Source organism: Bacteroides difficilis, from assembly GCF_048319815.1.
Taxonomy (GTDB): domain Bacteria; phylum Bacteroidota; class Bacteroidia; order Bacteroidales; family Bacteroidaceae; genus Bacteroides; species Bacteroides zhangwenhongii.
The window spans coordinates 3,484,011-3,498,377 of sequence record NZ_CP182814.1; the positions used below are offsets into that span (position 1 = coordinate 3,484,011).

At 42.5% G+C, this 14,367-nt stretch carries 11 protein-coding genes; 7 read left to right on the top strand and 4 right to left on the bottom strand.

Annotated features, from left to right (window positions below):
- Positions 1–86 precede the first annotated feature (86 nt).
- From ACNOGP_RS13275 to ACNOGP_RS13290, 4 genes are all read left to right on the top strand, one after another.
- Positions 87–413, top strand: a complete 327-nt coding sequence (locus ACNOGP_RS13275; protein WP_007752390.1) for a PadR family transcriptional regulator — start codon at positions 87–89, stop codon at positions 411–413.
- Positions 414–434: 21 nt separating this feature from the next.
- Positions 435–1,532, top strand: a complete 1,098-nt coding sequence (locus ACNOGP_RS13280; protein ID WP_418212998.1) for a PspC domain-containing protein — start codon at positions 435–437, stop codon at positions 1,530–1,532.
- 154 nt (positions 1,533–1,686) lie between these two features.
- Positions 1,687–2,685: an MBL fold metallo-hydrolase gene (locus ACNOGP_RS13285; protein ID WP_418212999.1), complete on the top strand. Its 999-nt coding sequence runs from the start codon at positions 1,687–1,689 to the stop codon at positions 2,683–2,685.
- A gap of 24 nt (positions 2,686–2,709) precedes the next feature.
- Complete coding sequence (locus tag ACNOGP_RS13290; RefSeq protein WP_029425934.1) at positions 2,710–3,216, top strand: flavin reductase family protein; 507 nt, start codon at positions 2,710–2,712, stop codon at positions 3,214–3,216.
- 99 nt (positions 3,217–3,315) lie between these two features.
- On the opposite strand, the gene ACNOGP_RS13295 is transcribed toward ACNOGP_RS13290, so the two are convergent.
- The 4 genes from ACNOGP_RS13295 to ACNOGP_RS13310 all read right to left on the bottom strand — a co-directional run bounded on the left by ACNOGP_RS13295 (position 3,316) and on the right by ACNOGP_RS13310 (position 10,370).
- Positions 3,316–5,418 (bottom strand): prolyl oligopeptidase family serine peptidase, encoded by a 2,103-nt coding sequence (locus ACNOGP_RS13295; protein WP_418213000.1) that lies wholly within the window; start codon positions 5,416–5,418, stop codon positions 3,316–3,318.
- Positions 5,419–5,466: 48 nt separating this feature from the next.
- Entirely contained in the window at positions 5,467–6,798 is a 1,332-nt protein-coding gene (gene bexA / locus ACNOGP_RS13300; RefSeq protein WP_143865625.1) for a multidrug efflux MATE transporter BexA, read from the bottom strand.
- Between the two features lie 82 nt (positions 6,799–6,880).
- Complete coding sequence (gene yidC, locus ACNOGP_RS13305) at positions 6,881–8,734, bottom strand: membrane protein insertase YidC (protein ID WP_143865627.1); 1,854 nt, start codon at positions 8,732–8,734, stop codon at positions 6,881–6,883.
- Between the two features lie 25 nt (positions 8,735–8,759).
- On the bottom strand, positions 8,760–10,370 hold the full coding sequence (locus ACNOGP_RS13310) for a CTP synthase (protein ID WP_007761204.1): 1,611 nt from the start codon (positions 10,368–10,370) through the stop codon (positions 8,760–8,762).
- A gap of 189 nt (positions 10,371–10,559) precedes the next feature.
- Between ACNOGP_RS13310 and ACNOGP_RS13315 the strand changes: the two genes are divergently transcribed.
- From ACNOGP_RS13315 to ACNOGP_RS13325, 3 genes are all read left to right on the top strand, one after another.
- Positions 10,560–12,017 (top strand): DUF3078 domain-containing protein, encoded by a 1,458-nt coding sequence (locus ACNOGP_RS13315; RefSeq protein WP_418213001.1) that lies wholly within the window; start codon positions 10,560–10,562, stop codon positions 12,015–12,017.
- A 127-nt stretch (positions 12,018–12,144) separates the two neighbouring features.
- Positions 12,145–13,350, top strand: a complete 1,206-nt coding sequence (locus ACNOGP_RS13320; protein WP_418213002.1) for a tyrosine-type recombinase/integrase — start codon at positions 12,145–12,147, stop codon at positions 13,348–13,350.
- Positions 13,351–13,770: 420 nt separating this feature from the next.
- Positions 13,771–14,355 carry a DUF3575 domain-containing protein gene (locus tag ACNOGP_RS13325; RefSeq protein ID WP_195476719.1) on the top strand — a complete coding sequence of 195 codons (585 nt, stop codon included), beginning with the start codon at positions 13,771–13,773 and terminating at the stop codon, positions 14,353–14,355.
- Positions 14,356–14,367 lie beyond the last annotated feature (12 nt).

A 14,367-nucleotide genomic window follows, 5' to 3' on the forward strand; every position in this document is an offset into this window, starting at 1 on the left:
TGTTTTAATTATTATTAATTTATAGTACTTTGCAATGCAAGGTACTAAAGTAATGCATATATTTGTGCATCTAAAAGAAGTGAATAATGAAAGTAGACAATGTAAAATCACAGATGAGGAAAGGCATGCTTGAATATTGCATCATGCTTTTGCTACACAAGGAACCCTCTTATGCTTCTGATATCATTCAAAAATTGAAAGAAGCCCAACTGATCGTAGTGGAAGGCACCTTGTATCCATTGCTTACCCGTCTGAAAAATGACGACCTGCTAAGTTATGAATGGGTAGAATCTACCCAAGGACCTCCCCGCAAATACTATAAATTGACCGAACAGGGAGAAGTCTTTTTGGGAGAACTTGAAATTTCCTGGAAAGAACTCAATGAAACAGTGAATCATATTGCCAATAGATAATCCGAAAAAGAAGAAATAAAAATGAAAAAGACATTGACCATAAATTTAGGAGGAATTGTCTATCATATAGATGATGATGCCTACCGATTGTTAGACAATTATCTGTCTAACCTCAAACATTACTTTCGTAAACAGGAGGGTGCGGAAGAGATCGTAAACGATATTGAAATGCGTATTGCCGAACTGTTTGCCGAGAAAGTAAATGGAGGGAAACAGGTCATCACAGTTTCGGATGTAGAAGAAATCATCGCCCGCGTCGGCAAACCGGAAGACTTTGGAATTGCTGATGAGGATATGGACTCACAGAAAAGAACGGAACAAACATCGTCTGCTAATCAAGGCAGTACACAAACCTCTGCTCAACGCCGCTGGTTCCGTGATCCGGATAATAAATTGTTGGGAGGTGTAGCGGCAGGATTGGCAGCTTACTTCGGTTGGGACATCACATTGGTACGTATATTGATGATTATCCTGGTATTTGTTCCTTATTGCCCGATGATTATACTTTATATTATTGGATGGCTTGTTATTCCGGAAGCCCGTACTGCCGCAGAAAAATTGAGTATGCGTGGGGAGGCAGTGACCATTGAGAATATTGGCAAAACAGTGACAGACGGTTTCGAACGCGTAGCGGACGGAGTCAATAACTATATGAATTCCGGCAAACCTCGTACCTTTCTTCAAAAGATAGGCGATGTATTTGTTTCCATTGCTGCTGTTCTCTTTAAAATATTTCTGGTAGCTCTTGTCATTCTCTGCTGCCCTGTCTTGTTCGTACTGGCCGTTGTACTGGTAGCACTGGTGTTTGCAGCAATTGCCGTGGCAGTTAGCGGAGGAGCACTGCTTTACGAGATGCTGCCTGCCATCGACTGGATGCCGGTTGCTTCCGTATCTCCAATGATGACACTGCTAGGTACGATTGCCGGAGTTGCCCTCATCGGCATTCCGTTAGGAGCTTTCTTGTATACTATCTTGCGGCAATTATTCCATTGGTCACCGATGGGAACAGGTTTGAAATGGTCGCTATTGATTCTATGGATATTGGGTGCAGTCATCATGATTATTAATCTTTCAGCTCTTGGCTGGCAACTGCCTTTGTATGGCTTGCACTGCTCTTAACGAAGTCTCATTCTATTAAAAAAGGATAATATTTATTCTTTTATAAGTAAATGTACCCCGATAGTGTGTCCGGGGTACATTTTTTGTTTACTCTAATTCATCGTAAATCGAGAAATTTTTAGTAAGTTTGTAAATACGTATTCAGGAAATAAAAATGGGTGAACATATATGTTTTAGGAGAAACGAACGTTTAGCGACAGTCAACCCTTATTGGAGAGGAAATCCGATGGTGCGCGGGCGTTTTTTTAATCGGCAGCATCGCTTCCGTCCGGGGATGGGGAGTGTACTGAAATGGCGTCTTTCGCCTAATCCCCAACGCAAGGAGAAGAAAACGGTGAAATGGGATCCGAAAGTTTGTTATCTCCGTTCATTGGATGCGGTGGTAGGAGATTCCCTGATATGGCTCGGACATAATTCTTTCTTTCTGCAATTAGCAGGTAAACGAATCATGTTCGATCCTGTGTTCGGCAGTATTCCTTTTGTGAAGAGACAGAGCGAGTTTCCCGCTAATCCTGACATATTTACAGGGATTGATTATCTACTTGTCAGCCATGACCATTTCGATCATCTGGACAAGCAGAGTATAGCACGCCTATTGAAGAATAATCTGCAAATGAAACTCTTTTGTGGATTGGGAACCGGTGAACTGATTCAGGGATGGTTTCCTGAAATGAAGGTGATTGAAGCCGGATGGTATCAACAAATGGAAGATGAGGGATTGAAGATTACTTTTCTACCGGCACAACACTGGAGCAAACGTTCCGTACGCGATGGCGGCCAGCGATTGTGGGGAGCCTTCATGCTGCAAGGAGATGGAATCTCCCTTTATTACAGTGGTGACACAGGTTATTCCAGCCACTTTCGTGAGATTCCCGATCTGTTCGGAGCACCGGATTACGCTTTGTTGGGTATCGGGGCATATAAACCTCGCTGGTTTATGCGTCCCAATCATATATCGCCTCACGAGTCTTTGACTGCTGCCGAAGAAATGCATGCAGGACTTACTATCCCCATGCATTATGGCACATTCGATTTGTCTGACGAGCCTTTGCATGATCCCCCGAAAGTCTTTGCAACAGAGGCAAAGAAACGGAAGATCTCTGTGGAAATTCCTTATTTGGGAGAGATTGTGAAATTGAGGAAACAGAAATAAGAATACTTAGATACAAATAAAGAGATGAAGAAATTAGAAGTAAAAGACCTGAAAGAAAACTTTTTCGAAGCAATCGGAAAAGAGTGGATGCTCGTAACGGCGGGAACAAAAGAGAAGTTTAACACCATGACAGCAAGTTGGGGTGGCATTGGCTGGTTGTGGAATAAACCGGTTGCTTTCGTTTTTATCCGTCCCGAACGGTATACATACGAGTTTGTGGAGGAGAACGATCACCTGACACTTTCTTTCTTAGGAGAAGAAAATAAGAAGATTCACGCTGTTTGTGGTTCCAAGTCGGGACGTAATATAGATAAAGTAAAAGAAACCGGATTGAAACCTGTATTTACAGAAAAAGGTAATGTCCTGTTCGAGCAGGCACGTTTGAGTCTGGAATGTAAGAAACTTTATGCTGACGCTATCAAACCGGAATGTTTTTTGGATAAAGAATCAATAGAAAAGTGGTATGGTGGTGCTCATGGAGGTTTCCATAAGATGTATATTGTAGAAATTGAAAATATTTATTCGAGGTAAAAATTAGCGGATTTTGGTTGAATGTAATGGAGAAGGCTCTGAACTCAAGTAGATTGAGAACAGAGCCTTCTTTTTACTTTATAGGAATATGCACCGTTTTTATTTGGACGGCGCTTTCTTTACCCATTTATCCAACCATTCAAAGAATGTGCGTTGCCATAAAACTCCATTCTGTGGCTTCAATACCCAGTGGTTTTCATCCGGATAAATCAGCAACTCTGCAGGAACACCACGCATCACGGCAGCATCAAAAGCAGCCATTGCCTGATTAGCCAGAATACGGTAGTCTTTTTCTCCATGAATACAGAGAATAGGAGTATCCCATTTCTCTACGAATAGGTGAGGAGAGTTGGCAAACGTACGCTGTGCCACCGGATTCTGTTTTTCCCAGTATGCGCCTCCCATATCCCAGTTGGCAAACCATTTTTCTTCAGTTTCCAAATATTGCATTTCCATGTTGAAGATACCATCATGAGCAATGAATGCTTTGAACCGTTTGTCGTGATGTCCGGCCAACCAATATACGGAGAATCCTCCGAAGCTGGCACCTACGCATCCCAGACGATCTTTGTCCACATACGGCTCTTTTGCCATTTCATCGATAGCAGTGAAGTAATCCTTCATACACTGGCCACCGTAATCGCCGCTAATCTGTTCGTTCCATTCCACACCGAATCCCGGCAAACCGCGACGGTTCGGAGCAACGATGATATAATCATTAGCTGCCATAATCTGGAAGTTCCAGCGATAAGACCAGAACTGGCTTACCGGACTCTGCGGACCTCCTTCACAGAACAGCAAAGTCGGATATTTCTTGTTCGGATCAAACTGTGGAGGATAAATCACCCATGTCAACATCTGTTTGCCATCTGTTGTTTTCATCCAGCGACCTTCTACTTTACCCATTTCCAGCTGGTCATAGATTTGTTTGTTCTCCTGTGTCAGTTGAGTGGTAGAACCATCCAATGCCACAGTGTAAATCTCATCACCCATACTCATTGAATGGCGTTTCGCGATCAGCTTATCTCCGAAAAGAGCTACCCCTTCGTAATCGTACATTCCTGAAGTAATAGCCTTTACCGAATCGTTTGTCAGGTCAAGCGCATAAATCTGTGACTCTCCATGCCATACACCTGTGAAATAGATCACTTTTGCATCTGCTCCCCAGACAAAAGCATCTACATTCGATTCGAATGCCTTGCTCACAAAACGCTTCTCGCCAGTTTCCAAGTTCATGATGAACAGACGGTTCAGATCAGCTTCGTAGCCGTCACGTTCCATACTTTGCCAAGCGATATACTTCCCATCCGGTGAATATTGTGGATTGGTATCGTATCCTTTGTTCTCTTCCGTTATATTCTCCGTTTTCTTTGTGTTCAGGTCATAAATATAAATGTCCGAATTGGTAGAAATCGCATATTCCAGTCCCGTCTTTTTGCGGCAAGTATAGGCCACCTTATCCGAAGTCGTATTCCAGGCAAGTTGTTCGATACCACCCCAAGGTCTCATCGGACTTTCATACGGTTCGCCATCCAAAATGTCTATGACATTGGAAATTTTGTTTCCATCAAAATCTGCAATGAACGGATGCGGTGCCATCGTGACCCATTCATCCCAATGCTTGTACATCAGGTCGGTAACGATGATGCCCGTAGCTTTAGGTAAATCCGGATACTTATCTACTGTGCTGTCTTTAGTCTTTACTTGTGAGATAAACAAAAGCTTTTTGCCATCCGGTGAGATGGAAAATCCCTCGATATCTCCGTCGTAGTTAGTCAGTTGTCTGCGTTCGCTACCATCCGGATTCATCTCATAAAGCTGACTACTACCGCTATCATTGCTTAGGAATGCGAGTTTGCTGCCCCCTTTTATCCAAGTCACCTCATTCTCCTGATAAGGGGTACGAGTGATTTGTTGGTTATCGCTTCCATCTGCATTCATTACAAATACTTCGCGGTTACTCTTGTTCTCCGGCACACTGTAATACGCTACCGTATACGCAATTTTCTTTCCGTCGGGCGATACAGCGAATCCGCCGATACGTCCCATAGCCCAAAGTGCTTCGGGAGTCATACGCTTCCCTTCGATCTTGATATCCGATTTCTTGATAAGCACCTGATCCGTTTTGCCTGCGTCTTTGGTTCCTCCGCAGGCAGTTAACAACATTGCTGCCGACATCATAAATAAATTAGCTTGTCTCATATATTTTATAAAATGTTTATTTTCTTGCGAAGATAGTGAAAAAAGAATTTAGATTTTCTTTTTCTGCCAGTTTCCTTTCTTCATGTATTGATAACAGAAGAGCAGGATGAAAGTACCATACACGCTTTCCGTTGTCCAAGAGAAAGCGACATCCATTTTCAGATAGAGAATGAAGTACGTGGCATAGGCTACATAAATTGCCAATACGCAAAGCTCCATTGCCAATGCAGTCCGCGTATTTCCCGTACCGGATACCGATTGGAAATAGACATTGGCGGGAACTAACACCAGATAAGCGGAGCACAAGACCCATAATGAAGGTACAGAGGCAGCCCTTAGATCCGGCATATCCGTGTAAATACTTAGAATCAGGTCGGGAAACAGACAGAAGAAAACCAAAATCGGCAATACGAATACGTATCCGATACGGATATGCTGTCTGATGGTTCCTCGAACACAATCTTGTTCGCCCGCCCCGATGAGGTTGCTGACCAGCGAACCGCAGGTGGCGGCAAAAGCCATTGCAATCATAAACGGTATTCCCGATACGTTGCGGATAATATTGGCGATAGCCAGTGAGCGTTCTCCCAGATGTTCTACGAACAGGAAGAACATGAACCAGGTAGACAAAGAAACAAAATTTTGAATCATCGTCCACACCGAAACATTGAGAATCCGCTTCAATGTTTTTCTTTGGAATTTGGGTAATATATTCAATGCATATTTTTTGCAGTCAATCCGCTTCCAGGTATAAATGATAAAGAAAATCACCGATACCATTTCCGCCAATGAAGAACCGATAGCGGCACCGGCAATTCCCAGTTGCGGGAAACCGAACTTACCGAAAATCAGGATATAGTTGAATACCACATTCGAAAGCACCATGACAATGGAGTTCAGAGTCAGTGTCTTTGTTTGTGTCGTACCAACAAAGAATGCACGGAACATCACCATGACAAACGAGAAAAAGAAACCATACACACGCCAATGGATATAACTTTCGGCTGCATCATAAATATGTGGTGACGAAATGATATTCCTTAGAATATGTGGTGAAAATACGATGGACAGCGTGAATAGAATGACGGCAACAGCCAGCAGGAAATAGATTCCCTGATAGAAGATCGGTCCTATTTCCTTGTAGTTTCCTTCTCCGTTACGGCGGGCAATTAATATTTGCGCACCGATACTGAATCCGAATGCCATCATGAAAATAGCCAGATAATATACACCGGCAATGGCGGACGCGCCCAGTTCAATTTCCCCGACACGTCCCAGAAAAGCAGTGTCCGTCATACCGATCATTTGCTCCATGATCAGACTGATGAGGATAGGGTAGGCTATTGTCCAAATTTGTTTATAAGTATATTTTGTTTTCATCTTATTTCATTTTTAGAGAAAGAAAGCCGGGCAACCCAAGTAGGATGTCCGGCTCTTTCAGAATATAATAGGATTTTCTTCCTTATTTCTTATTCTGTCTTTGCTGCTGCAATAACTCTTGTTGTTTTTGCATTGCCTCCAGGCGGGCAGCAAATCCGGTCTTTTTCATTTGTTTCGGGTCTTTCTTTTTCGCTTCCAGGATAGCCAGCAATTTTGTTTCGTCAGTCGTTTTGCGAAGCAGAATCATGGTACCTACGCTAATCAAGGTCGACACGAAGTAGTAGTAGTTCAAACCTGACGGATAATCGTTCAAGACAAACAGGAACATAATCGGCATCAGATACATCATCCATTTCATAGCCGCCATTTGCGGTTGCGCTCCATTATCCTGCATAGACATTGTGTACTTCGTATTCAGAATATTAGTCACCGTCATCAGCAAGCAGAACAAACTGAGGTGGTTGCCTAAGAACGGGATATGGAATGGGAATGTAATGAATGCATCGTATGTAGAAAGGTCGTCCGCCCACAAGAAGCTCTGTTGGCGTAGTTCGATAGCACTCGGCACGAACATAAACAAAGCCATCAGGATAGGGAACTGTAATAACATCGGCAGACAGCCGCCCATCGGACTTACCCCGTATTGGCTGTAAAGCCCCATCACCTCCTGTTGCTTCTTCATCGCATCTTCCTGCTTCGGATATTTCTTGTTGATTTCGTCGATTTTCGGTTTCAGTACACGCATCTTGGCAGATGACATATAGGTCTTCCACGTAGCCGGATAAACCACAACCTTCACCATGATGGTCAGAATCAACAGCACGATACCCATGCTCAAGCCCCAGCCCGACAGCCAGTCGAATACGTTAATTGTGATAAACTGATTGATCCAGCGAATTAAGGGCCAACCCAAGTATACCAGTCTGTTCAATTCCCATTTTTCGTCACGTCCCTTATCCAATGCTTTCAACGTTTTGAAGTGGTTCGGACCAAAATAGAAATACATCTCTGTCGGCTCTTTACCCGATGGATCGAAGAAAGTATTCATTTCAGCAGAATAATCTTTGATATATCCGCTTCCCTGTTGCTCCATTCTTGATTTCACGGAAACCTTGTCGAAGTCCTGCTCGGCAATGAATACCGAAGAGAAGAACTGGTTCTTGAAAGCTACCCAGTCAATGCGGTTTTCCAATGTCTTGCTGTCGTCTTTGGCTGCCGACAGATTATCCACATCATCTCCTTTGATCTTATAAGTAAGCTCTGCCAAGCGGTTTTCGTAAGTGAATCCTTTTTCCAGTTGGCGGGCACGTTGTGACCAGTCGATATCCACATAATTGGTGTTTGCCAATTTGTCTGTCATACCTGTCGCCTTGATTTCAAAGTTCATCAGATAGCTGTCCGGTTTCAGCGTGTAGATAAAGTCGATATAACTTGCGCTATCTGCCGCCAGACGCATGACCACACTGCTATCCGTCTTGTTTGCCACTTCAAAGAAATAATCCTTTGTCTGGATAGCTCCTTCCTTATTATAGAAGTTGAAATTCATCGATGCATCGTCACCGTCAAACAGTACAACCGGTGTCTTCTTGTCCTGTGCCATGTAATCCTTCAGCATGGCCGAATAGACACGTCCGCCTTTGGTTGTGAAAGTGATTTCCGCTACATTGTTTTGGATACTGACTTTAGAGTCTGTTCCCTGCAATGCATTGAAAAACAGGGAGGATGAATCGGCAGCAGATGCCGCCTCTTTCTTGCTGTTAGCCAGTGCTGCCTCCGTTTTTGCTTTCAGCGCCTCTTCCTGCTGTTGTACAAGAGCGATAGAATCGTAGTATCTTTTTTGCGCAGCTATCTGCTCCTCACTGGGACGGCTCAGAAAGCTGAATCCTACTAACAATATACCTATTAAAACGAGACCTGTGATGGTATTTTTATCCATTCTTATTTTAATTACAAATTACTAATTACTTTTCGTTTTCGATAGCCGCTTTCACAAACGCCACGAACAACGGGTGCGGGTTCAGTACCGTGCTTCCATATTCCGGATGGAACTGTGTACCTACAAACCATTTCAATGTCGGAATTTCTACGATTTCCACCAGATCCGATTCGGGATTGATACCTACACATTTCATACCGGCAGCTTCGTACTGTTCCTTGTAGTCATTATTGAACTCGTAACGGTGACGGTGACGTTCCTGAATATGTTCCTCTCCGTATGCCTGATATGCTTTAGAGCCTTTCTGCAATACACACTCGTAAGCACCCAAACGCATGGTTCCGCCCATATTGGTGATCGCTTTCTGCTCTTCCATGATATCAATCACGTTGTGCGGAGTCTTCTCATCCATTTCGCGTGAGTTGGCGTCTGTATATCCCAATACGTTGCGGGCAAATTCGATGGCGATACATTGCATACCCAGACAGATTCCGAAAGTCGGAATATCATGTGTACGTGTATATTTGATAGCTACAAACTTACCGTCAATACCCCGTTGGCCGAATCCCGGTCCGATCATGACACCCGCCATACCTTTCAAGGCTTCACCCACATTCTCGTCTGTCAGCTTTTCGCTGTTTACGAAATGTACTTCCACTTTGCGGTCGTTGTAAGTACCGGCCTGCGACAATGCTTCACGAATAGATTTGTAAGCATCCTGCAAGTCATATTTTCCGACCAATGCGATGTTAATAGGCTCTTTGGTCTCAGCTGCGTGGCGGCGTTCCAAGAATTTACGCCATGGACCGAGTCCCGGAGTTTCTCCTACCGGCAGTCCCATCTTTTCGAGAATGGTGCTATCCAAGCCTTGTGCCTGCATCAGGATAGGAACCTCGTAGATTGTTTCTGCGTCGATAGACTGCACTACGGCTTTATCATCCACATTACAGAATTGTGCCACTTTCTTGCGCAATCCGTCGCTTAACGGGTGTTCGGCACGCAGTACTAGTACATCCGGCTGGATACCCACACTTTGAAGTTCCTTCACCGAGTGTTGAGTCGGTTTAGTTTTCAATTCTCCGGCGGCAGCAAGATACGGGACATAAGTCAGGTGCACGCAAAGAGCATTCTTACCGAGTTCCCACTTCAACTGACGGATACTTTCGAGGTAGGGGAGTGACTCGATATCGCCTACCGTACCACCGATCTCGGTGATGACAAAATCGAATTTGTATTTGTTACCGAGCAATTTCACATTCCGTTTGATCTCATCCGTGATATGCGGAATCACCTGAATCGTTTTACCCAGATAGTCTCCACGACGCTCTTTGTCGATAACGCTTTTGTAGATACGTCCTGTAGTAATGTTGTTCGCCTTAGTCGTTTGTATGCCCAGAAATCTTTCATAATGTCCTAGGTCGAGGTCGGCTTCGTGTCCGTCTACCGTTACATAGCATTCTCCGTGCTCGTATGGATTCAGTGTTCCCGGGTCGATGTTGATGTACGGGTCAAACTTTTGAATGGTTACATTATAACCTCTTGCTTGCAGCAACTTACCGATGGAAGATGAAATGATACCTTTTCCTAATGAAGAGGCAACACCACCGGTGACGAAAATATACTTTGTTTCTCCCACAGCTATAACTGTTTTTAAAATTGTTTACTTAGTAGTATTCTTATGAACTTAAAAAGCGCAAAATTATAAAAAAAAGAGGAAGAATGCAGACTTTCGTCTCTACAATTTTATTAAAAAATGCAATTTTGAAAGAATCCTATGATTTCTGAACAAAATAATGTAGCTTTGCAGCCTAAACCATAAACAAATATGATGAGAGTTACTACTTTATATTCAGTTTTTATCCTGTTGTTATTTTCGTTATCGCTTTTTGCACAGGAAAATGCCGGCAATTCTTCACTTCCCAAATCTTCAACGGTAGTGGCTAAGGCCAAAGTCGTAAAAGCGGATACACTTTCGGCAGAACTCCAGAAATATTTAATGTTAAAACTCAATATGTCCGGTCCGACACCCCAATTGGATACCGTTTCTTATTTATATAATAAGTATATAGCCCAATTGGATTATCTGAATGATCCGTCTGTGCCGCCACGTTATATTCCGTCGGATCCCGACTATTTTCGCCTGTTTACTCCTTTGGCGTATTACTATGCCCCGATGGCGCAGTATTCAAGACTGGAATGGAAACCTGTGCAGCCGGACACCACCCCCAAACTGACATCGGAACTTTTACCATACGACACATTGGCGTTTACCAAAACCCGACGTGCCAATACATTAGTCAATAACGCTTTGATGGATCTTTATCTGCAACATCCGAATTTGGTTGTTACTACGGAAGACCGTATCATGAGTCGGGATGTTTTCCGGCATGATGTGAAACCGAAGATCTCCCCCAAAGCCAATGTGATTCATCTGTTTCAACGTGAAGATATGAATGATAATGTAGGAAAGGCCGATATCAAGATCAGCCGTCCTAACTGGTGGGTTGTAGGAGGTAACGGTTCATTACAGATCAGCCAGAACCACCTTTCGGACAACTGGTATAAGGGGGGGGAGAGCAACTTCTCCGGATTAGCTACTTTTCTGATCTTCGCAAACTATAATGACAATGAGAAAGTGCTGTTTGAAAATCAGCTTGAAGCGAAAGCGGGTATGACTTCCACTCCGTCGGACGAATACCATAAGTATCTCTTTACAACTGACCAACTTCGCATCTATAACAAGCTGGGATTGAGAGCTTTTAAGAATTGGTATTATACGATCTCCTCTGAGTTCAAAACCCAGTTTTTCAATGGATACAAGGCCAACAGCGAAGATCTGGTTTCAGCTTTCATGTCTCCGGCTGATTTGGCGGTCAGTATCGGTATGGACTATAAACTGAATAAAAAGAAATTCAATCTTTCTGTCTTTATGGCGCCATTGACTTATAACCTGCGTTATATTGACAACTCGGAAGTGGATGAAACGAAATTCGGTCTGGATAAAGGCAAATGCTCCAAGAATGACTTCGGTTCGCAGTTGCAGTCGACATTTAACTGGAATATCATTTCTGCCGTGTCATTGGAATCCCGTCTCAACTATCTGACTAACTACCATTGGGCTCGTGTAGAATGGGAAAACACATTCAATTTTGTTCTGAACCGTTATCTCTCTACCAAACTTTACGTTCACACCCGTTTTGATGATAGTTCCAAACCCACTGAAGGTGACAGTTATTTCCAGTTAAAGGAACTGCTCAGTTTCGGTATTAACTACAAGTGGTAGGTAATTCTGGGTAAACTCTAAAAAAACAATATTAAGAGGCTGTTTAACAATAAAAAGTTATTCAGTCTCTTTTTTTTATTTCCATATTTGTTATATCACTAATTGTTTAATTCAAAATATAGCTTATATGGCAACAGTAAAACTCAAATTTCGTCCTTCCTCTGTTTTGGATAAAGAGGGGACTTTGTTTTATCAAGTGATTCATGACAGGGTTGTGAGGTGCATAAACACCGGTTACAAGCTTTTTCCCTCAGAATGGGATAAACGGTTGTCGTTAATCATCATTCCTGCTGATGACGCAATACGTGCACATTATTTGGTTACAATGAGAAAATGTATTTTAGAAGATCAGTCCCGACTCAGGGAAATTGTTTTGAGGCTCAAGCGAACTACGGCTACCTTTACCTCAGAAGATGTGGTGAAGTCTTTTCAGGATTCTTTAGCTGGTGGTTTCCTTTCGTTTGGACGGGAACTTGTTATGCAGCTGGAGCAGGTTGGTAAAGAGCGTACTGCTGAAACTTATACGGTGGCCTTGAATAGTTTTGAGCGTTTCATGGGAAGACGTGGAGATATCCTTATTGAAAGTATCGATTCTGTTCTTATGGTCGAGTATGAAACCTATTTGAAATCCGCCGGAGTATGTCCCAACAGCTCTTCCTATTACATGAGAAATTTGCGGGCAATATATAATCGTGCCGTAGATAAAGAGTTGACAGTGCAACGTAATCCGTTCAAATATGTTTATACCGGAATTGACAAGACTATGAAACGCGCTGTGCCCATAAAAGTAATCCGTCAAATAAGGGATCTGGAATTGAAATTTTCTCCATCGATGGATTATGCCCGGGATATCTTTATGTTTTCGTTTTATACCCGTGGGATGTCATTCGTAGATATAGCGTTTCTCAAAAAGAAAGATATCCGGAACGGTATTTTGTCTTATCGGCGTCACAAAACGAATCAGCAGCTTTTTATCAAATGGGAAAAGCCTATGCAGGAGATTATCAATAAGTATGATACGGTAGATACACCTTACCTGCTACCGATAATAAAAGATATTGCAAAAGATGAGAGGCGGCAATATCAAAATGCGGCACATTTAATCAACAGGAAATTGAAAATGATTGGAAAACTGTTGAACTTGAATGTAACGCTGACAACATATGTTGCGCGCCACGCTTGGGCAAGTATAGCCAAAAGTAAAAATATCTCTATTTCAGTGATTTGCGAAGCTATGGGACACGATTCTGAGAATACTACGAAAATTTATCTTGCTTCATTGGACACTTCTGCTATTGATAAGGCTAATAGTCTTATCATCAACTCCTTATAATGACTTAAAAAAGTATGAAAACACGTTGTTAATCTGGTACTTTTCTTATCAAGAAAAGTATTAAACGGTGCAAAATTACAAAAAACAGGGTATCTCTCATTATATTAAATAAACTTTTTTATTTTACAACAAATAATATTAGCATTTTTTGTCAAATGTTAATCGGAATGACATATCCATGTAATGCAAATATGTAAATATCAGATATTCAGTGTTAGTGGTACTTTTCTTGATAAGAGAAGTATCAGATAAGGCTATAAAAAGGATATGATTGGGGGATAAACATATTTACAAGGGAAACTTAAACAGTTATATTCTTGGATTATCGGTAAAATGTATGTCTGTTTGTAGCTTTACCTGTTTGGATGATATTTCATGGGAAATAACAACAATATTTTAGCATAAGAATACACATAAATGATGAAACTAGGGATTTTTTTTCTGATAATAGTCATGAATATTGTGGCTCATCCGGTTTGTGCACAAGATGTGGCAGTAAAGACCAATATTTTATCCGATGTTTTTCTAAATATAAATACCAGTTTGGAGGTAGGGCTGGCTCCTCGTTGGACGCTCGACATTTCCGGAGAGGTCAATGCATGGACTTTGTCTCATGATCGCCGGTGGAAGCATTGGGCAGTGCAACCTGAAGCTCGTTATTGGTTTTGCGACCGTTTTGCGGGGCATTTTATCGGAGCCCATCTGCACGGCGGACAATATAATATAGGTGGCATTGATACAGATTTTAGTTTACTGGGCACTGATTTCTCGACGCTTAAAAGCACCCGGTATCAAGGCTGGTTTGTAGGCGCGGGTGTTGCCTATGGGTATGCCTGGATATTGGGGCGGCATTGGAACATCGAGACGGAAATAGGTGTCGGTTATTCCTATACCCGTTATGATCGTTTCAGGTGTGCCGGATGTGGAAAGAAAGTTAGTGAAAATAAACCGCATAACTATTTCGGTCCCACTAAGGTAGCGGTAAATCTAGTCTATTTATTCTAAAAGCGTTTAGTT

What these genes read in the sequence shown, in the direction of transcription:
- yidC (WP_143865627.1), bottom strand. Translation starts at nt 8,734, where the DNA reads ATGGATAAAAATACCATCACAGGTCTCGTTTTAATAGGTATATTGTTA.
- ACNOGP_RS13290 (WP_029425934.1), top strand. Translation starts at nt 2,710, where the DNA reads ATGAAGAAATTAGAAGTAAAAGACCTGAAAGAAAACTTTTTCGAAGCA.
- ACNOGP_RS13285 (WP_418212999.1), top strand. Translation starts at nt 1,687, where the DNA reads ATGGGTGAACATATATGTTTTAGGAGAAACGAACGTTTAGCGACAGTC.
- ACNOGP_RS13320 (WP_418213002.1), top strand. Translation starts at nt 12,145, where the DNA reads ATGGCAACAGTAAAACTCAAATTTCGTCCTTCCTCTGTTTTGGATAAA.
- ACNOGP_RS13295 (WP_418213000.1), bottom strand. Translation starts at nt 5,418, where the DNA reads ATGAGACAAGCTAATTTATTTATGATGTCGGCAGCAATGTTGTTAACT.
- ACNOGP_RS13325 (WP_195476719.1), top strand. Translation starts at nt 13,771, where the DNA reads ATGAAACTAGGGATTTTTTTTCTGATAATAGTCATGAATATTGTGGCT.
- ACNOGP_RS13315 (WP_418213001.1), top strand. Translation starts at nt 10,560, where the DNA reads ATGATGAGAGTTACTACTTTATATTCAGTTTTTATCCTGTTGTTATTT.
- bexA (WP_143865625.1), bottom strand. Translation starts at nt 6,798, where the DNA reads ATGAAAACAAAATATACTTATAAACAAATTTGGACAATAGCCTACCCT.
- ACNOGP_RS13275 (WP_007752390.1), top strand. Translation starts at nt 87, where the DNA reads ATGAAAGTAGACAATGTAAAATCACAGATGAGGAAAGGCATGCTTGAA.
- ACNOGP_RS13280 (WP_418212998.1), top strand. Translation starts at nt 435, where the DNA reads ATGAAAAAGACATTGACCATAAATTTAGGAGGAATTGTCTATCATATA.